Source organism: Flavilitoribacter nigricans DSM 23189 = NBRC 102662, assembly GCF_002646595.1.
GTDB classification, from domain to species: Bacteria; Bacteroidota; Bacteroidia; order Chitinophagales; family Saprospiraceae; genus Flavilitoribacter; species Flavilitoribacter nigricans.
Genome location: NZ_PDUD01000018.1, coordinates 1 through 17,397 on the forward strand (window position 1 = coordinate 1; position 17,397 = coordinate 17,397).

The following is a 17,397-nucleotide window of genomic DNA, read 5'->3' on the forward strand; positions in this document are numbered from 1 at the left end:
TCTAATAAAATGTTTACCCCGAAAATAGGCAAATGTGCCTAGATTCGGGGTATTTTATTTGCCTTTTCCTAAGCTAATTTATTGAAAGTTAATCACCTAGAATTTACAGGGATGGCCGATGTAGTCATTTCCAATATAATTATAGCCCTTTAGATCTTCTTCTTCTATTATCGAGGCAGGGACTTCAATAAACGCATTGACATAGTTTGCAAAATGCCGCCCATTATTCCTCGCATAGATGTGTAATGTATAAGAAGTTTTGGTCTTTTTTATAGGCGATCTTCTTGATAGAGGATCAAAAGTTGGCGGAGTTAAAGGATTATATGGTTCATAGGTATAGACTTGAACTTCAAACTCTAAGTCTATCTTTGGATAGGTGCCTCTATTCATAATATCTCTTATCTCATAATCATTCATTGGAACAGACACGAAATTAAATCTCTTATAATATCTTAAATCAGAAGCTTGATGAGCAGTTTCACTTTTGGGAATATCGATGACATAGACCACATTGTTTTGATTGGTCGACAACTGCACCGAAAATATTTTCACACCATTGATTCTGGGTGAAATATTACTATTTATCACCTGTTCAATCCATTCCTTGGAGAACTCATTTCTATCTATCGGTGTAATTTTCTCCGGTAGGTGATTCCTTTCTTTATCATCAAATTCCTTTATTCCATAAATAATCCTTCCCCCATCTGAGTTAGCCATTGCTGAGATATCTTTCGATATTTCTTTTTTCTTTCCATCAGATTTACCTAAGGCATCAGCTGCTTTATAGTCGAGATGCAAGTTTTCCTCAATTTGGTTCCGGATCATTTCATTCAAGACGTTTTCGTTTATTTCCATTTGAGGTAGGAGTTAATCTATCAAATTCGTTTTTAACTGATCACAAACAACCTGCAATTCAGTCGTCAATTCCAAAATAGTATCCTGGTCAGAATCTTTAGATAGGCAATTAGATAGTTGTACCTGGAGCTCTTGTATACGCTCCGCGAGAGTCGTCGAATTATTCATGAGGATAGTTTTGCTATTTGGTCGATCAAATTAAAACAAAGTGTTTGTTTTAATAGCAAAAACTATACCAATTGTTTTGTATTTAAATTGATCTTGCACCAACAATTTGGACATGACCACTTTTCCTAAGTGCTTCTTTCAGACTCAATTGAATTCTATAAGTTCTATCAGCACCTGGTCTAATTGGACCAGATAAAGTTTCCTTTTTTTGATCCACTAGTTCATTTCTTGAATCGAAAAATTTGAAAAGTAATTCTATATCGTCATAAGTAGAGAATTGAGCATAGTTTTTTAAAGTTAGAGTATAACCTATTTCGATTTCTCCTATATCAAAATAAGGATCCTGATCATTTAACTTGATATACTCTTGAGGTTTTTCTGTTTCTCGACTACTGACTCTACTTTTTTTTAGGTACTCATTCACGAAAAGAGCACCCAAAAATGTGAAAACTACCGGCAGTACGATAGCAAAATATGATCTCATTATGAGTTATAGTTTGACTATTTGAACAATAGGGTTTATTAAAGTTCTTTCTAAATGTTTACTTGTTCTCAATCTTCAAATACTTTCCCAATTCCGGAGCCTTCTCCAAAATGGCCCGTTTCAAATTTTCAATCTGTTGTTTCTGCAAGGCGATGATCTCATCTTTCATCGCCACTATGTCTTCTGGTGTTAAAGGAACATCGCGCTGTGCCGGCACATCTGGTTTCCACATCTCGCCCTTGCCAGCGATAAACCAATCTAAATTCAAATTAGGGTATGCTTCAGCTATGGCTACAATGGTTTCTCCGTTCAATCCAGAACCTTGATTTATGATTCTGTTGACTGCTTGTTTCGACAAACCAACCTTTCGACAAAACTTAGCCTGGGTTCCTTCATATTCTACCAAGTTCTTAACTCGTTCGGAATAAGACATATACGTAGTAAAGCTAAAAAAATACGTAAATAAAGTACTCAATTGTTGACTTAAATTGATGTATTGAGTACTTTTGTTGAATCAGAATTTACTTTTTCTTATAAAAGAAACTTAAAATTCTGTCAACACAAATGTACAAAATGTAAGGTAAAGAATCCGCACATTCTTGCCAGGGGAATTGAATGGCCTAAAATAGGGCCAAAAGGGCTGGAGGGAATAGGTGTTTGCATGCTGTAGAATTGTGTTGTTGAAGGCCCCAAAATAGAGACATTTACTCAATATCATATTAAAAAACATCAGCTATGAATGAAGAATTCTGGGAATACGTCAAAGTGAATCTATCGGCTAAAGAATACGAGGAACTACCCCGTTTGATTGGCTGCGCTCCCAAACGCCTGGCATGGCTGAAAAGCGGTAGTACGGAGTTTGCCCTGGAGGAGATCCAAAAACTGGCCCAGCTCCTTAAGCGCAACCCACTCGATCTGATTATGGAATACCTGCTCGGCGAAGGCAACATCTCTTTCAAAGAGCTCCGCCAGCTAGCCGCTGCTCAGGGTTACGAGATCAAACTATTGGCCCACGCCGCCTAAACTGACTATCATGGAAAACGACGCCCTCATCACTGCCATTAAAGAAAACACCGCCGTCATGCGCGAGCTGCTGAAGCTTGAGCGGGCCAGGATCACCCGGTCCGAGTGGATGACGCCCGAGGAAGTCGCTCAACTTATCGGATTAGATACCAACACGACCACCAAGTATTACCGCCGTCAGGTCAGCCGGGCTGCCGATCGTTACGGCCTGCGGGTTACCGGTAATAAAAAACCCCGGTATTGGCGAGCGGATATCATAGAGTACAATCGAAAGCTATTAGCGGGCACCGCCGTCATACCCGGCGGCAACCGCTAGCAAAGAGACACCGCCAAAAGCGGCGGCAACCGTGTAACCAATGTACCTGCTGTTTGTATCCGACGTGGCCTGGAGGTCTGGCTATTTCGTAGCCAAGGTAGAGCGAAACCCTGCGTCGGACTGGCTATAATTCTCCATAAGAGAGCTATTTGTTGATGCGCCCGGCTTTGAGCGGTCGGGCGCCTTTTTAAGCAGACAGCAATGATTTTCTCATAGTATGTGCTGACCGATAGCGTCAGCAGAACAGGTCGTCCAGGCCGGTCCGCGTTCATGAGAGCGGGCCGGCCGATCTGCCGGGCCATTACTACATACCAGATAACAACAGAAATCCGGGAGCTATTACCCTTCGGTGGTTCCCTTTCCTGAAACTACATCAAGAATTCCCGCTGCGGCTCTATTGGGGTTGAGCGAACGAAGCGGGGGCTATACTGCGAAGCGTGGCGGGGAGATCTCCGGATCTTCCCGACCACCTTCCGGTCACCGTCGTGCACGTGGTGCCCGGTCAGGATCCGTTCCTGCCGGCAGTCACCCGAACGCGTGCAGGCTATTCCGACCGTTGCTTCGCAGGCAGCCCGAAAAGAACCCCCAGACAACAATCGAATCTTATGAACCAGATTACCATCAAGTACGAACTGAATTTGTGGCGCCAGCACGAAGTCACCCTGATCCATCCGGCCCTGTCCGGGCCGATCAGTGTGATTGGCGATGCGCCCGGAGCCCTCACCCGGGAGCTGGAAAAGAAGCTCGCGAAGGCCACCAAGCAGATCCTCTTCAAATTTCTGACGAAGGTCAACCACGGCAAAGGCGCCTACCTGGTGGGAACGGACCGCCAGTATCTGCGCGATCTGGAAGAACTCCGGAGGCGCCTGTCGAAGCGAATGCGCCTGGTCACCCTGCAGGAAGCCCTGTCGGCACAGCTGCACAAGATCCCGGTCATGATCCCCAACCGGGCCAGCCGGAACTACCCCTCGCAGCTGCTGAAGTATCAGTTCTTCCAGGCAGTCACCGCCTTCCGGCTGGAACAGATCGATCACCTGATCAGCAGTACCGTTTAAACCGCGCGCTAATGTATAATTATAGTCCCTTCCTAGATAGTAAAGAAACGGTCGGAATGATCACCGCCGAACCCACCATCGGGTTCACCGGAAATTTCGATCCCCAGGGCGTTCCCGGCGAGTCCGTACCGCCCCACCGGCAGCGGGCCAACTACAATCGACGCCGTTGCCTGGCCATGCGCCGGCAATTGAGCCAGAACCAGCGCAATTACACCGATCTGCACGAATGGCTGAAGGAAAAGCGGCGTCAGGGGCAGATGGTAATGGGGCCGGGCTTTGAATACCTCATGGACTTCCGGTACAAGATCAATACCTGCTGTCACCACGCCCTTTTCCGCGAGCATCTGAACAGCAACTCGAAGGAATTCATCGGCGCGCACACCTGCAAACACAAGCTTTGCGCGGTTTGCAACGCCCAGCGGGCCAAGAAAGTCCGCCGTACCTGGTGGAACTTCTTCGAAGCCTACCCGGATCTGATCCGTCAGTACGACTTCATGCACCTGACGCTGACGGTCCCGCACGATGAGGCCAACAGCTTTCGCGGCCGGCGCTGGTACGCCGACGAGCTGATGAAGGAATTCAACTACATGCGGAAGAAGGCCTTCTGGAAGAAAATGGTCTACGCCGGTGAGTTCGGCGTGGAGGTCACCAAGAATGAAAACGGGCTGCACATCCACATTCACGCCCTGTTGCTGGTGCACAAAAGCCTCCAGAACCGCAATTCCCTTCACCGTCAGATACTTCTGGCCTGGAATATGCAGACTGCCGGCTCCGGACAGCGAAACGCGCTCACAGCGGCTGAAAAAGCCTCCATTTTGAAAGGCAACAGCCTGATGACCCAAGCCGATGTGAATGGCCTGTCTCCGGACGGTGCCACGCTGATCGGTCTGGAGAGCCTGTATCTGCGCTCCGATCAGGAAAAGCGCGGCTATCGGTACGACGAGCGCTCCGGAAGCTGGAAAAGATACGTCCGGCCCGAAGACGGCTTTGACACCTTCCTGGGTGGGATCATGGAGTGCATCAAATACCATTTTCAGCCCATGGCCATGTACGAAGACGGCACCCTGGACTTTGAACTGATCACGGAGATCCTGCCGGCCATTAAGGGCAAACCGCTCTACCGGAAGTTTGGCGCTTTTCACGCCGGTACCAAAAACGCCCATCCGGGGGCTAAAACGCTCAATGTCAACTACAAACCCGACGAATCTGGAGCGGAAATGGCCGAAGATATGGCCAATCTCGGCCACGAAGAAGTGATCGATCCGGAAAGCGGAGAACCCGTACTGCGCGAAGAATACCGCTACCTGGTGGTCAGTCTGGCCAAGGTCCGGGTAGATCCCAACGATGATCTCCGGATCAAATTCGATAAGAACGTAGCGCCTAAATACCTGGATAACGCCTACACCGCTTTCGATGCCCTGGTCGAAATGGACATGATGGCAAGGGCCAGGCAGCGGGCGATCAAGAATAAATTCATTAAACCAAAAAAAGCGAGATCATGCTTAAAGCAGAAATCATCGGCAACCTCGGCGCTGACGCCGTAGTCCGCAACGTAAATGGTACCACCGCTATCGGTTTTTCCGTAGCTCACAACGAGAAGTACAAGGATTCCAATGGGGTCACCCACGAAAAGACCCTCTGGATCAATTGCACCTTCTGGCGCACCAAAGAGACCCGGCTGATTGAATACCTCAAAAAAGGCCAGATGGTGTTTGTGGAAGGCACCCCGTCGGTCGGTGTCTACAAGAACCGGGACGGCCAGCATGTCGCCGATTTTCAATTGCGGGTCAACCGCATCGAGCTCATCGGCAGCCGATCCGACAACGATCAGCAACCGACCGCCGGCCAGCAAAATGGCCAGCACCAGCAAAGACCACAGAACGGCCGGCAGCAGCGCCCGCAGGCCCACACCAACGGCAACGCTCAGCAACACGCCAACACTCAACAGCCGCAACAAAACGGCAACGGTCAACAACGACCCATTCAGCCCCTGCAGCCCGTACGAGTCGACGACGTAGATACCTCCTGGATCGACGATTAACCTTCACCGTTCGCGCCCCCCAGCGATAACCCCAATCAGGTCTGGCGGCAAAGGCCGCCGCCCTGATTAGGGAAAACTACACAAAACATTTTCCATGAACAAAATGAAAAAACCGGACCTCCGCTTTCGGCTTTTTTCCTGGCTCGGTAGGATCTTCTACCGCTTCCGGATGGAGCTGGAAGAGTGGCAATTCTGGATTGATGGAATAGCCAGTCGGTATGATCCGGATGAAAACTAAAAGGGTCCCACTTTTCAATCGCCCAAAAAAGTGTGGCGCCCGCCCAACGAGCCACCGGCAACCTTGAATTATCAAAAGCGCAAACCGTTGCCGGTGTGGTCCCGCCTTAGCGAAAAGCCGTTAAGAAATTTCAAGCTCGGAGGCGATCGGAGCGATCGACGAGTGACGACGCAGGAGGAACGGCTTGGGTCGTGACAGCCGAAGAGCTTGAAATTTCAGGCTTTTCGGTATAGCCTGGGAACGCTTGGTGCAGTGCACCAAAGAGTGAAAGCAGCACTTTTTTTGCCAACTTTTTTTGTTGCTGCAGACAAAAAAAGTGGGTCCATTGAGAAACCGAAATGATCATCACAAACCAAAGCAATGAAGATCCACAAAACACTACCCGAAGAAAACATCCAATGGAAAGCCGATTCCCCCAGCGTCCGCGGCATGCGTCTGATCCTCCCCATCGCCGCCCTCTTATCCGCCGTCAGTCTGGCCGGAGGCATTGCCGCCTTTCTCGAGATCGAGCTCAGTTCCACGCTGGGGATCCTCGCGGTGATCCTGTTCGCCGTTGGCGCCTGGTACTTCGATTCCCTGGCGGTCAGTAGTGGCCAGAGCGTCGTCCGGGATTTCATCCTCGGCAAAGGCGAGCAGATTGAAATGGGCACCCTCTTCTGGATCAACGTCGCCTTCGCGGCGATCATTTCCCTGGCGATGGTCTACGGATCCTTTCAGATGTCCCGCAACGGCATTGCCTATCTGGTCCTCGAAGTGCGATCCGCCCGGGCCATCGCCACCCAGACCGACACCGTGCTGACCGAAAGCGTCACCGGTGCCGCTGCGCAGAACGACGCCATCCTGCAGGCCAAGCAAAAAGCCTACGACGCCCGGGTAGCTGCCGTCCAGGCCACCTATGCCGGCCGGATCGAAGCCCTGGAAGCCGAGATCGACCGCCGCCGCCGGCAGCGCAACCAGGAGAACCGCTACCACATCGACAATCAGGTCCAGAAGTTAAAGAAGCAGATCGGCGAAGTCAAAGCGGAGCAGGGCGCGGAGCTGGCCAAACTCGCCACCGCCTTCGCCGCCGAGCAGGACCGTTTACTCGCCGGCAACGAAGATCTGCAGGAAGTCGCCGTAGAAGACGCCAAAGCCGCCAGTATGCGCCAGAAAGAGCAGCAGGCGGTCAAAGACCGGATGGATCGATCCCTATCCACCCTGGTCAGTTCCATCTTCAGCTGGTCCGTCGTCCTGATGCTGATCATCGGCCTGCGGCTCACGATGCTGGAGACCCGCAACGGGATCCTCCCCAATCCCATCCTTACCAACGCCGACGTCTCCGGCCAGGCGATGCTGTTCCGCTTTCTGCTGGCCGTGCCGCACTTCATCTTTTCCTGTCTGGCCTGGTTAAGCGAATGGCTCTACCGGAAAGCCCCCAAGCACCGCACCCCGGTGGTGGACAATGACCTGGTCGATTTCAAGAGCGCCCAGGCGAAGGTGGTAGCCATCCGGAAGGAGAGCAAGGCGAAGCCGAAAAAGGCCGCTGCCGCCTTAACGGAAATTGGTTTCAAACGATCCGGCGAGCTGGCCGCCCAGGGCCCGGAAGTTGGTTCCGGAAAAGTTGGTTCCGGAATGGTAGAACAAGAAAAGTTGGGGTCAGCAAAAGTTGGTTCCAGTGCTGCGGAACCAGAAAAAGTTGGTTCCAAAAAACCTGGTTCCGACCCAAAAAAGTTGGCGAATAAAGGGTCCAGGTTTTTTTCTGGTACCAAAACCCCAAAAAGTGAAACCGGCACTCCGGCGAAAGTTGGTTCCGAAACCAACTTATCCGAAGCGGAAAAAGAACTGATCCGCCAGATCAGGTACTCGAAAAAGGAATTGACCAAGTACAAGAAACGGGTCGCCTCTTCCTACCAGAAGATCAAGGCCGATGAAAGAGCCGGCAAGACCCCGAAGACCCAGACCCTGAACGCCTACGAAAACCGCAAAAGCAAAGTAGACGAACTCACCGCCGAGATCGAGCAACTGGAAGCCAAACTAAAATCAATGTCTTGAAGATCTACGCGATGGGCCTGCAGATCACCTTTCGCCTGCCCGTAGGTCGAAAGCGGAGGCCGATAGGATTCTATCAGAAGCCGGCGCCCTGGGTGCTGCGGTGGCCCATCGTCATCCGACGGACGAGATAATACTATCTAAAATGAAAGACAAGAAACTAGAAGACCTCTTAAGAAGCTGGGAAGACCGGCAAGAGCGTCCGGAGCCCCGCCGGCTCCTGGCCCAGCTCGGGCAGATCGCCCTCATTCTCCTGCTGATCCTACTGGTCGCCTGGGTCTACGAACGCATAGACGAAATAGAAGACGGTCTTAAGACCAGAGAAAGACCCATCGAGCGGATCTCCTAAAGCATTATCCTGCTGTTTTTGTCCTCGCCCGGCCGGCACTATTCAGGTGAACCTTCGCCGGTCGGGCTTTTAAAACCCCGGTCCCATGATCTACATCATCCATTTTGACGAACCCCTGGCCCACGCCCGGCACTATGTCGGGTATTACAAACGCGGCAATCTGAAGAAACGTCTGAAGGAGCACCGAAGTGGGAGAGGGGCGAGGATCCTGCAGGTGTGCAATGAACGTGGCATTAGCTACCGGGTGGTCCGCTTAATGCCCGGCGACCGGAATCGGGAGCGGCAGATCAAGAATGCGAAGTGTACGCCGCGGTACTGCCCGGAGTGTAGTAAAATCAAAAAACGTAATGATATGAAAGTTGTAAGGTTCGCAGAAACCATTGGTAAAAAGAAGATCTCATTTACCTACAAATTAGCTGATCACCGGAAGGGTACCTCCTGGCCGATTTACGGCCGGGTAGTTTTTCAGGGAAAGAACACCGAGTTCCGGAGCTGGGCCATGCCGGATCGCTATCTATCCTTTGCCGACCTGGAAAGGGAGCAGGAGAAATTGTTCAAGGAAGCGCAGGCAATCACCGACCTGGTACGAAACCATCCTGATAAAGACTTGAAATGGGGCGTGAATCAGTATTTGAATGATGAGAATGTCATAAGGCACAAGTTGAAAGATATCCGGGCGTTGAATCAGAAGCTTTGTGATAATCTGAAGAAAGGAATGTCGACGAGTGAGGCACTAACAAGTTTCGTTAAGCAAGCGGAAAGTATTTTAAAATGAGTACAATAACAATTTTCAACTGCTTTGGCGAGCCGGAACAAATTAACCTTGAATCTAAACCTAAAATTCGACCCGTCAATGATTACATTCCTACAGACCTTAAGACGGTCAATTCTATGTCCGGTGGTAAGACATCGGCTTATGTCGCTGCCCACTATCCAGCAGGCTATAATGTTTTTTCACTGGTCCGCATTGAAGATTCAAATTGTCGATTTAAGGATGAAAAGATCCGACGTCTGGTAGAGGATCGCATTCAAGCACCTTTTATCGGTACTGCAGAAGATGATACGATTATCTATACTATACTGGATCTGGAACAATACCTGGGAACGCCTATCCATTGGGTTACCGGACCCACCTTCGATTGGATCGTAAAAAACGCCGGCGGTTGGCTTCCGAATAAACTTCATCGTTATTGCACTACCGAAATGAAGATTCGACCTATTTTCGAGTGGGTCTGGCGCACGATCGGAGAGCCAGTGACCGTCCGGATTGGGTATCGAGCGAATGAGACGAAACGAGCCCGCAAAATGATCGATCGCCTTAACGAAAATGGACTGTTGACTATAAAACACAGCTTCCGGAAATGGGAAACCGGTATACACAAAGGCAAAAATCGTTGGGAGCATTTTCAGTGGCAGCGACCTGAATTTCCATTGATTAGAGATCGGATATACAAATGTCAGATTGAAAATTATTGGGAGTTGAAGCCAGTGCGCTTTGCTCCTTTTAATAATTGTGTGGGCTGTTTTCATCGTAACCCGGTCCTCTTAAGAAAACAATTTGACTGGCATCCGGAGAAGATGAATTGGTTTCAAAGTCAGGAGGGGGGTAAAAATGGGTATTGGCGGTCTGATCTGAGTTATGAGACCATTGGTAAGCATAATTTGCAGGTAGAACTGGATGTGTCGGCTTTTTCGGAGTGCGATTCTGGGTTTTGTGAGGGGTAGATTAAAACATACGATCCGCAGTTGAAATAATAAAGCATATTTCGAATTTACTAAAACTATCAGATTAAGTCGTAACTACTTCACTTTAGCTAAGAGGCCCTATTTCTAAAGGGGGATCATCCTGCTTTGGATTAGAGCGACTAGCTTCTAATCTTCTTTCTTTTTCTTCACGGATGCTTTTTCTAATATTAAAAACGTTAGCAACTGCTCCCAAAACCAATGCTACGATTGAGACGAGTACAAAAGCAATCACCTTGAATGGAGTATCTTTTTTCCCTCCATTGGTACTCTGTTTGACCTCTGCTAATTTCCCTTCAAGATTTTTTATCCTTTCTTCTAAATGGTCTATTCGATTATGCAGGGCAGCTTTTTTAATAGTTTTAATTTTATATTTACTACTTGATTCTCCAACCACGATATAAACTAGGCTTGTATCACTTAAGGCCTTAATACCTTTTGTTAAGTTTTCGCTGCTACTTTTGTCAATTATCACGGTGGAATCCAATAATAACTTATTAGTATATCTCCTTGTGTTAGAAGTCATTTTTAGAAGTGCAATTCCATCTTTTTTAAACAAGGGATCTTGTCCCCAGTACCTGAGTTCGTCTTCAATTGATGCTATCTCTGCATTGATTAAAGAGATTTTAGGATCATCATTTATCATTTTTTCAGAAACAGTAATTGTTCCGTGGAGAAACATAAAAGCTAGGATTATAAAATATTGAAGTGGACTTAACCTTTTGTAAGAGGAATTTCTTTGATAGAAAAACAGGATTAGTAGAAATACTGTTAGAGTATAAAAAGAAAATTCTATCAGATTCATATTTAGATGATTTAGTTGATCTATTTCGATAATATAGATGATTTGTAGGTTTTTTTTCCAATATTTTTGACTAATGGGGTAAATGATTCTATGAATATATTTCTTCGCTGTCCGGAGCTTACCTCAAGGCCCATAACTCCCGCTATTCGGCGTTTGCAACGCCTAATCCCTATCCTACGGCTGCACCAACCGAAAGATCCCATACTGACTCCCATCATTCCGCTGCTGCGCTTCCCGAAACTCCCGGTTAACGGCCCGCTGAGCCTCGATAATCCGCTGGTAGCTATCAATTTCCTTCGTATTGAGCAGGGCATCCGTAGCGCCAATAAAAGCATTGCTGTAAAATGTCCAGACCTGTTTCGGCAGCTGGGTAGGGGAGTGCGCGATAAAGTAGACATCCAGCATCAGGTGCCGGAAATCGATTAGCAGCCGCTTCAGGTATTTATCGTGATCGATGTTCGAGGAGATATAAGAGCGGCAATCATCCAGCACCAGGTTACCTTTGCGGAAGTGCCAGTAAATGTGGCGGAAGGTCTCCTTTTCGTGTTGCATGTAGACCACCTGGCGGATCCCCTTTTCAAATTTCCAGCTGTCTTTCCTGGCGGGATCGATGATCGGGTAGGGCTCCCAGATCTCCGGGATCCCGTTCATGGTCACGGCGATGGTGCGCCCGCCTACGCCCTTAATGATCTTTTCCACCAGGGTACTTTTCCCGGTACCGTTCTTACCCAGGATGATGGTCACCTGCGACTGTCGGACCGTTTGCGGTTGGTATTTCCTTCTTTTAGCCATCAGACAATTCTTGCAGAGCGTTCACGATTGCGGATCTTTTCTTCCATTTCTTTTTCCTTAAGGATCTTCCGGTCCTGTTGGATTGTCGCAACGGTCGGGCCGTAGACCATGCCCAGGGCCGTGAGGAACATCATCTCCAGACTCATCCGGGCGTGGTATTTCTTAACCATGGCCGCGGCGCTATCCACGTAGAAATCCGGTGGATTGCTGTTGGCAAACTTCTGGTAGCGTTCCGGTTCCTGCCCGGTGGCGTACATGCCCAGCCAGCCCATGGCGCTATCCAGCAGGCCGATAAAGAACAGGGCCGTGTTGCGATGATCCGGACTGTAGTTCAAATGCTCGAGGTTCGCCTCATCGTCATCGGTGATCGGCTCGCCGTCATCTTCCGGATCTTCCGCTTCGGCCATGGCAAACGCGCGCTTATTTTCCTTGCGGGGTGCGCTCATCCGCTGGATAAAAGCGTCAATATCATTACCGGCATCCGGAGCAGGATCGGTCTTGACGGTCTTAGAGGGCTCTTCTTCGGGTAAAGACCCGGTCTTAGCCTCCGCTTCTTCGACCTGGGGATCGGTGATCGGCGGCTTTTCCGCCGTAGCAACATTACTTTCCATCGGTCAGCTTGTTAAAATCGCTCATGGGAATAAAACGGGACACGATCATCTGATCCCCTTCCAGCCGGTAGGTGATGATATCGATCCGGATCCGGTCCTTCATGGGGTTCAGGCTCAGCATGGCGTGGGCTTCACCTTCCTCCAGTACGCCGCCTTCACATTCCGGCTTGTTCAGTCCTTTGACCTTTTCCATCAGACCCGGGAGCATCGGTTTGGCCATTTTCAGGATGGCGTTCATGGGACTCAGCTGGCTGGCCATTTCCCTTAAGTAACTTTTCCCTTTCATCGCTTGCGTTTTGATTGATGATAAATGAGTATTTCCAGCAAAAAAGATTGTTGCCCGTACGCTGTTTTTCCTTAAGGACAATGCCGTCGAAGACGAGCTGGTCGGCCGCACGGCGGACACGTTCCCGCAGATTGGTGATATTGCGGGTATCCATGGAATCATCGCTTAACAGACCAGTGATTTCCTTAACGGAAAGCGGGGAGATTTGGCCTTTAATGGTTTCCTTGACCAAATGGTCGAGATATGTTCCGTATTTGACCAAAATATTTATATTTGTAGCAAATATAACTAATTTGATTACATAAAGAAACAGGACTATGGCCCTTAAGATCGAATCCATAAAGGAGAGTCCCACCGGCAAGCGCGTTGATGCGGTGGTTCGGAAAACCAGTTTCTGGGGAAGCGATGAGCGTTTCGAGATCCGGATCATCTCCGGAAAAGAGATGAAAGATCCGGAAGATCTCCTTAAGGAAATTGTGGAGCAACGGGAAGACTGGCAGCAGGGCAAAAAGAACCGTTATCTGAAGCTCTACGGCATCAACGGAACGGCCTATATCCTTAAGGAAGAAACCATCGAATCATGAATGCAGAAACGATAAAAAATTTTTTCAACGGCCAGTTTTTTTCTGACGGTAAGGCCCGGGAGGTCCAAATGTCCTTAAGGTTCACCACGGCCGACGGCAAGATCTGCGAGGTTCCCGGGGTGAGTATCTGGGAAAAGACCACGATCGGAGAGATCTTCCATACCTACCACGATTTCCTTAAGGAAAGAGTAGGGGAGGAGCCGGCATTCAAAACGGATCCGGCGGTCGACCGGGTCAGCACGGTAGACTACCGCAACAACGAATACCTGGTGCAGTACTACACGGACGGCACGCAGCAGATCCGCAAATCCGACGGTAATTTCCTTAACCTGGACAGCCCCACCGCCAAGGCCATTCTGAAGAAGGCCGCCGGCGAAAAAGAATAGGTAGTCTTTAGGAGACTATTTGGTATGTAGTTGAGCTTCGGTCAGATGATGGCCGGAGCTTTTTTTGTGGGTATTCGGGTCAACCTTAACGTTAAGGTCGGCCTTAACGTTAAGGCAGATCCCAACGTTGGGGTCTGTCCGAATACCTTTTCCGCCTTTCCGATTTGGTCTAAAATTGTGCTCAACGAATTTTTCAACAAGCAAACTTTTTGACCAAAAATGGAAGCAAATGGTTAATAAAAGACTACAGCAGCGCCGCCTGAAAATCAATTCTCCGAAGATGCACGGCGCGCCCACGGTCAATGTGATCTCCGGACCGGACGGTGCGGGTCAGACGGACGTGGAGACGGCTCCGTATTTTTCCCTTAAGGTCGACACCACGGCCCGGGCCGCTGCTACCGAGATCATCCTGCTGGATGCCGAGCAGGGCTATCAGCTGCACAACAACAAGCTGAATCCGGTCGATGTGGTGATCGAAGGACTGACGGACAACTACCAGTTCCTGCTTAACGACCTGGCGCACATTGCGGCCGTGATCGATATCGTAAAGGTAACGGTCAGCGACAAGGCCAAGGCCCTGGCGCAGTACGCCCGTAAGATCGAGATCTACGACTCCGTTCGCGGATCCGGTTCCCACAAGGTGAAGACCATTCACCCGGAGATGGGCGTGCACGAAGGGCAGCAGTTGATCGAGATCAACACCTTCCCGTTTAACGCCAAGTTGACCGGCCGTTCTGCGATCGTGTACGTGCAGGAGCCCGGCATCATTATGACCTGGGGCTTTTACCAGAAGGCCGAGCTGGGGCGCAAAGCTTAAGCGGCTATGGCACTGGATCAGTTTAATACTTCACCAACCGATCGCTGGCTGTCGCTGGGTCCGATGACGGACTACGGCACGGCGGAAGATTCGGCACCCGGAGCCCGGCAGGGCAAAGGCTGGGATTGGGTACTCGAGCATGGCGATGACGTCATCGGCGGGATCCATTCGGCCCTTTGCCTGGCCAATCCCCGGCGGCCGGGTTGCCCCGGAGATCCCAACCGGCAACCGGTGGTGGTCAACCAGGGCGTTCCGCTGTGGGTCATCATCGGCCTGCTGGTCCTGTTCCTGCTGATCCTATTATTCATTTTCAAACCAAGCAAGTAATGGACGCAGCTACGTACAAGAACCGGGCGGTCAGCCGGCTGGTCAGCCTTAAGGACGGGTTCCAGTCGACCATGTCGCGGCCCAAGCTGACCGTTGACCAGGTGGCCGCCATGAGTGCCTTACGCGGCGGGGATGCGAAAGCAATTGAGCAAACGCTGCCGCAGAAGGAAAGCGAGCACAAGATGCTCCTCAAGAGTGCCGGCATTGCGCTGGCCCTGATCCTGCTGTTCGTACTGGCAGTTAAATACAAATTCATCAAACTCTAATACACATGAAAGTATCCGGTGTACAATGGTGGATCTTCGCCCTGATCATGATAGCTGCCGTAGCCGGCGGGTTCATCCTGGGTGATCTCTACCTCGAGCAAAGGGCTAAGAAAGCCATCAACGAATAAGTTATGGAAAGCTCCATTTTCGAAATTGGCGAAGGCGGGGTTAAGGCCACGGTTTACGTGGGCATATCTCCCCTGAACGCTTTTTATCTCAGCATGGCCATTTTTGTCGGGATCTTCCTGGCATTGGTCCTTTCAAAACGATTTTAGCAATGGCACAAGCAGTGATTTCCAGTGTATTGGCCAGCGCCCACCAGACGATGGTCCAGCGCGATGACGATTCGGTTGTCAGTCTGGGGGAGCACATGCGCGCACCCGGCGGAACGGCGATCGTCGGTGTCCTTCAGGGCGCCCACGCTGCCGTGGTCCGCAATAGTGCCGGCGATGTAAAGGCCCTGGCCGATCACATCCGGGCTGCCGGCGGCGAAACGGTCGACCTGGTATTATCTGGAGCCTACGCGGGCCTGGTCCAGACGGATCAGGGGATCCTCAGTGTGGGCGATTACCAGGTCAACGACGAGGCCAATCCTTAACCAGTAAGCTATGAATTTTAAGAAGATACTACCGTACGCGGTCCTGGCGATCGCGCTGATAGGATTGTGGTTTCAGTACCAGTCCTATTCCAAGAGCAAAGGGTGCAATTGTGGTGGCCACGCTAGTGGAATGATCGACTAGCAATGGTTGATCGTTCCATTTTTTACAGTGCCGGTACGGTGTTGGTCCTGATCCTGCTGATCCGGATCTCGGGCCGGTTGCACGCCGGGAAATGGTGGCTGATCGATCTGCGCACGAAACTGCCAGTCCATCCGGAGCGGAAATTCAGTCGAAGATCCTTAAGCCAAATCGACACCATAGTGGTGCACCATACGGCCGGACCGGTCACCCAGACACCGGCGGACATTGCCCGTTACCATACCGGTCCGGGCAATCACATCTGCGCTGAGGGCTGCCCGGGGATCTCCTATCACTTTTTGATCGACCGTGCGGGACTGGTCTACCAGGTCAATGATCTGGAGGCGGTCAGTTTTCACGTATCGGGCGCCAATACGCGCAGTGTCGGGATCTGCCTGATCGGTAACTACAGTCAGATCGAGCCGACGGCCACCCAGCTCCGGCGCCTCCGGCAGACCATCCGGCTGGTGGAGCGAAAAGCCGGCCGCCAATTAAACCTAACTGCCCATCGGGACTATAAAGCCACGGATTGCCCCGGTGACAACATCGTATTACATCAGGTATGAAGATACTGACGCAAATATTCCTGGATCCTTTTTACGACTGCGATGACCGGCCCGAAAGTGCTGTATGCAAGGCTGCAGAAGGCGGGATCTACGCCGCGGAGGCCAGACGGGCGGAAGCGGGAATGGAATCCGCATTTGCCGGTCTGCAGACCCTGGAGTTCCATCCGCAGGGAAGCATGGAGCAGCAGCTCGGTATTGGCCAAACGCCGACTCTGGTATTTTTCGATGCCACCGGCAGTACGGCCCTGACCCGCTTAAGCAAAGGGCAGATCACGAAGACCAGGGTAGAGCAGATCTACACTTTCCTGGCGGATCTGGAACCGGCCGGCGACGGCAGTGGCGGCTTTGTCACTTCCGACGGCGATACGGTCTTTCAAAGAGATCTGTGGGAGCAGACGGAAGGCAGCTGGTTTGGTATGGGCCTGGGGCCCGCCCTGGGCGGATGTCCCGGTTGGCTACCGAAGATCATCTGCAATTTCCCCGTCTGGGTAGTGCTCCTGGTCGTCCTCCTGATGGTCCTGATGATCTTTAACAGCTTAAGAAAATAGCATAGGTATGGCCTGGTGCTTCAACAATAAAAAATGTCAAGCGAAGGATGCCTGCAGGAAGCGTTGTAAGAGCTTTTTTCCGGGCCAGAAGACGCTGCGCAAAGGCTGCGAGAGCCTCTGTAAGACCGGTTTTACCGATTTCGGTAAGGAAGAGTACCTGTGTAGTGGAAAATACGTCGATGAGGCCGCAGTGATGCTGGAATTCGGTTACGATCCCTGCTTAACGAGCGGACCGACTATCCCGGATATACTGGACCCCACCGATACCGCCGGGCAGGCCGAACGGAATTACGAGCGGCTGGAGCCGGTATACATCGGTCTTGGCCTGCTGATTGTAATCGCCCTGGGCGTATTGTTTTTCAAAAAATAAGG

31 protein-coding genes are annotated in these 17,397 nt (G+C 50.5%); 23 read left to right on the forward strand and 8 right to left on the reverse strand.

The annotated features are described in order from the left end of the window. Positions 1-96: 96 nt before the first annotated feature. The 3 genes from CRP01_RS11145 to CRP01_RS11155 form a co-directional block, all read right to left on the reverse strand. The gene (locus CRP01_RS11145) at positions 97-855 is read right to left on the reverse strand and encodes an AlbA family DNA-binding domain-containing protein (RefSeq protein ID WP_099150124.1); all 759 of its coding nucleotides are present in this window, start codon (positions 853-855) and stop codon (positions 97-99) included. A 250-nt stretch (positions 856-1,105) separates the two neighbouring features. Next, positions 1,106-1,507 (reverse strand): hypothetical protein, encoded by a 402-nt coding sequence (locus CRP01_RS11150; protein WP_099150125.1) that lies wholly within the window; start codon positions 1,505-1,507, stop codon positions 1,106-1,108. 58 nt (positions 1,508-1,565) lie between these two features. Beyond that, entirely contained in the window at positions 1,566-1,982 is a 417-nt protein-coding gene (locus CRP01_RS11155; RefSeq protein WP_099150126.1) for a helix-turn-helix domain-containing protein, read from the reverse strand. 260 nt (positions 1,983-2,242) lie between these two features. Here CRP01_RS11155 and CRP01_RS11160 point away from each other — a divergent pair, with 260 nt between their 5' ends. Beyond that, positions 2,243-2,530: a hypothetical protein gene (locus tag CRP01_RS11160; protein WP_099150127.1), complete on the forward strand. Its 288-nt coding sequence runs from the start codon at positions 2,243-2,245 to the stop codon at positions 2,528-2,530. A 10-nt stretch (positions 2,531-2,540) separates the two neighbouring features. Then, positions 2,541-2,846 carry a hypothetical protein gene (locus tag CRP01_RS11165; RefSeq protein WP_099150128.1) on the forward strand — a complete coding sequence of 102 codons (306 nt, stop codon included), beginning with the start codon at positions 2,541-2,543 and terminating at the stop codon, positions 2,844-2,846. 368 nt (positions 2,847-3,214) lie between these two features. Here the strand turns inward: CRP01_RS11165 and CRP01_RS41865 are convergent, their stop codons facing one another. After that, positions 3,215-3,439 carry a hypothetical protein gene (locus CRP01_RS41865; RefSeq protein ID WP_143473351.1) on the reverse strand — a complete coding sequence of 75 codons (225 nt, stop codon included), beginning with the start codon at positions 3,437-3,439 and terminating at the stop codon, positions 3,215-3,217. Positions 3,440-3,451: 12 nt separating this feature from the next. On the opposite strand from CRP01_RS41865, the gene CRP01_RS11170 reads away from it, so the two are divergent. From CRP01_RS11170 to CRP01_RS11200, 9 genes are all read left to right on the forward strand, one after another. Continuing rightward, positions 3,452-3,901, forward strand: a complete 450-nt coding sequence (locus CRP01_RS11170) for a hypothetical protein (RefSeq protein ID WP_099150129.1) — start codon at positions 3,452-3,454, stop codon at positions 3,899-3,901. 11 nt (positions 3,902-3,912) lie between these two features. Further along, positions 3,913-5,445 carry a protein rep gene (locus CRP01_RS11175; protein ID WP_099150130.1) on the forward strand — a complete coding sequence of 511 codons (1,533 nt, stop codon included), beginning with the start codon at positions 3,913-3,915 and terminating at the stop codon, positions 5,443-5,445. Further along, positions 5,400-5,942, forward strand: a complete 543-nt coding sequence (locus CRP01_RS11180; RefSeq protein ID WP_099150131.1) for a single-stranded DNA-binding protein — start codon at positions 5,400-5,402, stop codon at positions 5,940-5,942. Before CRP01_RS11175 ends, CRP01_RS11180 begins: the two co-directional genes overlap by 46 nt. A 94-nt stretch (positions 5,943-6,036) precedes the next feature. Beyond that, on the forward strand, positions 6,037-6,180 hold the full coding sequence (locus CRP01_RS42265) for a hypothetical protein (protein ID WP_170110326.1): 144 nt from the start codon (positions 6,037-6,039) through the stop codon (positions 6,178-6,180). A 360-nt stretch (positions 6,181-6,540) separates the two neighbouring features. Continuing rightward, entirely contained in the window at positions 6,541-8,211 is a 1,671-nt protein-coding gene (locus CRP01_RS11185; RefSeq protein WP_099150132.1) for a hypothetical protein, read from the forward strand. After that, the gene (locus CRP01_RS43145; protein ID WP_262510318.1) at positions 8,208-8,342 is read left to right on the forward strand and encodes a hypothetical protein; all 135 of its coding nucleotides are present in this window, start codon (positions 8,208-8,210) and stop codon (positions 8,340-8,342) included. The genes CRP01_RS11185 and CRP01_RS43145 overlap by 4 nt, the downstream gene beginning before the upstream one ends. Positions 8,343-8,353: 11 nt before the next feature. Next, on the forward strand, positions 8,354-8,557 hold the full coding sequence (locus CRP01_RS11190; protein ID WP_099150133.1) for a hypothetical protein: 204 nt from the start codon (positions 8,354-8,356) through the stop codon (positions 8,555-8,557). An 85-nt stretch (positions 8,558-8,642) separates the two neighbouring features. Further along, complete coding sequence (locus tag CRP01_RS11195) at positions 8,643-9,332, forward strand: hypothetical protein (protein WP_099150134.1); 690 nt, start codon at positions 8,643-8,645, stop codon at positions 9,330-9,332. Continuing rightward, the gene (locus CRP01_RS11200; RefSeq protein ID WP_099150135.1) at positions 9,329-10,282 is read left to right on the forward strand and encodes a hypothetical protein; all 954 of its coding nucleotides are present in this window, start codon (positions 9,329-9,331) and stop codon (positions 10,280-10,282) included. Before CRP01_RS11195 ends, CRP01_RS11200 begins: the two co-directional genes overlap by 4 nt. An 85-nt stretch (positions 10,283-10,367) precedes the next feature. Here the strand turns inward: CRP01_RS11200 and CRP01_RS11205 are convergent, their stop codons facing one another. The 4 genes from CRP01_RS11205 to CRP01_RS11220 all read right to left on the reverse strand — a co-directional run bounded on the left by CRP01_RS11205 (position 10,368) and on the right by CRP01_RS11220 (position 12,794). Then, entirely contained in the window at positions 10,368-11,105 is a 738-nt protein-coding gene (locus CRP01_RS11205; RefSeq protein WP_099150136.1) for a hypothetical protein, read from the reverse strand. Between the two features lie 174 nt (positions 11,106-11,279). Beyond that, positions 11,280-11,897: an ATP-binding protein gene (locus CRP01_RS11210; RefSeq protein ID WP_099150137.1), complete on the reverse strand. Its 618-nt coding sequence runs from the start codon at positions 11,895-11,897 to the stop codon at positions 11,280-11,282. Next, complete coding sequence (locus CRP01_RS11215) at positions 11,897-12,508, reverse strand: hypothetical protein (RefSeq protein WP_099150138.1); 612 nt, start codon at positions 12,506-12,508, stop codon at positions 11,897-11,899. The genes CRP01_RS11210 and CRP01_RS11215 overlap by 1 nt, the downstream gene beginning before the upstream one ends. Then, positions 12,498-12,794: a hypothetical protein gene (locus CRP01_RS11220; protein ID WP_099150139.1), complete on the reverse strand. Its 297-nt coding sequence runs from the start codon at positions 12,792-12,794 to the stop codon at positions 12,498-12,500. Before CRP01_RS11220 ends, CRP01_RS11215 begins: the two co-directional genes overlap by 11 nt. A gap of 317 nt (positions 12,795-13,111) precedes the next feature. Between CRP01_RS11220 and CRP01_RS11225 the strand changes: the two genes are divergently transcribed. The 12 genes from CRP01_RS11225 (at position 13,112) to CRP01_RS11270 (ending at position 17,395) form a co-directional block, all read left to right on the forward strand. Beyond that, on the forward strand, positions 13,112-13,378 hold the full coding sequence (locus CRP01_RS11225) for a hypothetical protein (protein WP_099150140.1): 267 nt from the start codon (positions 13,112-13,114) through the stop codon (positions 13,376-13,378). Continuing rightward, the gene (locus CRP01_RS11230; protein ID WP_099150141.1) at positions 13,375-13,764 is read left to right on the forward strand and encodes a hypothetical protein; all 390 of its coding nucleotides are present in this window, start codon (positions 13,375-13,377) and stop codon (positions 13,762-13,764) included. Before CRP01_RS11225 ends, CRP01_RS11230 begins: the two co-directional genes overlap by 4 nt. Positions 13,765-13,993: 229 nt before the next feature. Next, a complete protein-coding gene (locus CRP01_RS11240) occupies positions 13,994-14,581 on the forward strand; it encodes a hypothetical protein (RefSeq protein ID WP_099150143.1) in 588 nt (195 codons plus the stop codon). Positions 14,582-14,587: 6 nt separating this feature from the next. After that, positions 14,588-14,908: a hypothetical protein gene (locus tag CRP01_RS11245; protein ID WP_099150144.1), complete on the forward strand. Its 321-nt coding sequence runs from the start codon at positions 14,588-14,590 to the stop codon at positions 14,906-14,908. Then, positions 14,908-15,174: a hypothetical protein gene (locus tag CRP01_RS11250; RefSeq protein ID WP_099150145.1), complete on the forward strand. Its 267-nt coding sequence runs from the start codon at positions 14,908-14,910 to the stop codon at positions 15,172-15,174. The genes CRP01_RS11245 and CRP01_RS11250 overlap by 1 nt, the downstream gene beginning before the upstream one ends. A 5-nt stretch (positions 15,175-15,179) precedes the next feature. After that, complete coding sequence (locus CRP01_RS43150) at positions 15,180-15,302, forward strand: hypothetical protein (RefSeq protein WP_262510319.1); 123 nt, start codon at positions 15,180-15,182, stop codon at positions 15,300-15,302. Positions 15,303-15,305: 3 nt separating this feature from the next. After that, entirely contained in the window at positions 15,306-15,449 is a 144-nt protein-coding gene (locus CRP01_RS42270; RefSeq protein WP_170110327.1) for a hypothetical protein, read from the forward strand. 2 nt (positions 15,450-15,451) lie between these two features. Then, positions 15,452-15,772: a hypothetical protein gene (locus CRP01_RS11255; RefSeq protein ID WP_099150146.1), complete on the forward strand. Its 321-nt coding sequence runs from the start codon at positions 15,452-15,454 to the stop codon at positions 15,770-15,772. Positions 15,773-15,782: 10 nt separating this feature from the next. Beyond that, positions 15,783-15,914, forward strand: a complete 132-nt coding sequence (locus CRP01_RS43155) for a hypothetical protein (RefSeq protein WP_262510320.1) — start codon at positions 15,783-15,785, stop codon at positions 15,912-15,914. Positions 15,915-15,916: 2 nt separating this feature from the next. After that, a complete protein-coding gene (locus CRP01_RS11260) occupies positions 15,917-16,477 on the forward strand; it encodes a peptidoglycan recognition protein family protein (protein ID WP_099150147.1) in 561 nt (186 codons plus the stop codon). Beyond that, complete coding sequence (locus CRP01_RS11265) at positions 16,474-17,025, forward strand: hypothetical protein (RefSeq protein ID WP_099150148.1); 552 nt, start codon at positions 16,474-16,476, stop codon at positions 17,023-17,025. Before CRP01_RS11260 ends, CRP01_RS11265 begins: the two co-directional genes overlap by 4 nt. A 7-nt stretch (positions 17,026-17,032) precedes the next feature. Next, a complete protein-coding gene (locus tag CRP01_RS11270) occupies positions 17,033-17,395 on the forward strand; it encodes a hypothetical protein (protein ID WP_099150149.1) in 363 nt (120 codons plus the stop codon). The last annotated feature ends 2 nt before the right edge of the window (positions 17,396-17,397 follow it).

Coding starts and splice junctions, on each gene's coding strand:
- CRP01_RS43150 (WP_262510319.1), top strand. CDS start 15,180: ATGAAAGTATCCGGTGTACAATGGTGGATCTTCGCCCTGATCATGATA.
- CRP01_RS11225 (WP_099150140.1), top strand. CDS start 13,112: ATGGCCCTTAAGATCGAATCCATAAAGGAGAGTCCCACCGGCAAGCGC.
- CRP01_RS11145 (WP_099150124.1), bottom strand. CDS start 855: ATGGAAATAAACGAAAACGTCTTGAATGAAATGATCCGGAACCAAATT.
- CRP01_RS11220 (WP_099150139.1), bottom strand. CDS start 12,794: ATGAAAGGGAAAAGTTACTTAAGGGAAATGGCCAGCCAGCTGAGTCCC.
- CRP01_RS11150 (WP_099150125.1), bottom strand. CDS start 1,507: ATGAGATCATATTTTGCTATCGTACTGCCGGTAGTTTTCACATTTTTG.
- CRP01_RS11255 (WP_099150146.1), top strand. CDS start 15,452: ATGGCACAAGCAGTGATTTCCAGTGTATTGGCCAGCGCCCACCAGACG.
- CRP01_RS11240 (WP_099150143.1), top strand. CDS start 13,994: ATGGTTAATAAAAGACTACAGCAGCGCCGCCTGAAAATCAATTCTCCG.
- CRP01_RS11215 (WP_099150138.1), bottom strand. CDS start 12,508: ATGGAAAGTAATGTTGCTACGGCGGAAAAGCCGCCGATCACCGATCCC.
- CRP01_RS11160 (WP_099150127.1), top strand. CDS start 2,243: ATGAATGAAGAATTCTGGGAATACGTCAAAGTGAATCTATCGGCTAAA.
- CRP01_RS11180 (WP_099150131.1), top strand. CDS start 5,400: ATGCTTAAAGCAGAAATCATCGGCAACCTCGGCGCTGACGCCGTAGTC.
- CRP01_RS11230 (WP_099150141.1), top strand. CDS start 13,375: ATGAATGCAGAAACGATAAAAAATTTTTTCAACGGCCAGTTTTTTTCT.
- CRP01_RS11165 (WP_099150128.1), top strand. CDS start 2,541: ATGGAAAACGACGCCCTCATCACTGCCATTAAAGAAAACACCGCCGTC.
- CRP01_RS11210 (WP_099150137.1), bottom strand. CDS start 11,897: ATGGCTAAAAGAAGGAAATACCAACCGCAAACGGTCCGACAGTCGCAG.
- CRP01_RS11205 (WP_099150136.1), bottom strand. CDS start 11,105: ATGAATCTGATAGAATTTTCTTTTTATACTCTAACAGTATTTCTACTA.
- CRP01_RS42270 (WP_170110327.1), top strand. CDS start 15,306: ATGGAAAGCTCCATTTTCGAAATTGGCGAAGGCGGGGTTAAGGCCACG.
- CRP01_RS43155 (WP_262510320.1), top strand. CDS start 15,783: ATGAATTTTAAGAAGATACTACCGTACGCGGTCCTGGCGATCGCGCTG.
- CRP01_RS11185 (WP_099150132.1), top strand. CDS start 6,541: ATGAAGATCCACAAAACACTACCCGAAGAAAACATCCAATGGAAAGCC.
- CRP01_RS11260 (WP_099150147.1), top strand. CDS start 15,917: ATGGTTGATCGTTCCATTTTTTACAGTGCCGGTACGGTGTTGGTCCTG.
- CRP01_RS11245 (WP_099150144.1), top strand. CDS start 14,588: ATGGCACTGGATCAGTTTAATACTTCACCAACCGATCGCTGGCTGTCG.
- CRP01_RS42265 (WP_170110326.1), top strand. CDS start 6,037: ATGAACAAAATGAAAAAACCGGACCTCCGCTTTCGGCTTTTTTCCTGG.
- CRP01_RS11250 (WP_099150145.1), top strand. CDS start 14,908: ATGGACGCAGCTACGTACAAGAACCGGGCGGTCAGCCGGCTGGTCAGC.
- CRP01_RS11265 (WP_099150148.1), top strand. CDS start 16,474: ATGAAGATACTGACGCAAATATTCCTGGATCCTTTTTACGACTGCGAT.
- CRP01_RS11195 (WP_099150134.1), top strand. CDS start 8,643: ATGATCTACATCATCCATTTTGACGAACCCCTGGCCCACGCCCGGCAC.
- CRP01_RS11270 (WP_099150149.1), top strand. CDS start 17,033: ATGGCCTGGTGCTTCAACAATAAAAAATGTCAAGCGAAGGATGCCTGC.
- CRP01_RS11175 (WP_099150130.1), top strand. CDS start 3,913: ATGTATAATTATAGTCCCTTCCTAGATAGTAAAGAAACGGTCGGAATG.
- CRP01_RS11170 (WP_099150129.1), top strand. CDS start 3,452: ATGAACCAGATTACCATCAAGTACGAACTGAATTTGTGGCGCCAGCAC.
- CRP01_RS11200 (WP_099150135.1), top strand. CDS start 9,329: ATGAGTACAATAACAATTTTCAACTGCTTTGGCGAGCCGGAACAAATT.
- CRP01_RS11190 (WP_099150133.1), top strand. CDS start 8,354: ATGAAAGACAAGAAACTAGAAGACCTCTTAAGAAGCTGGGAAGACCGG.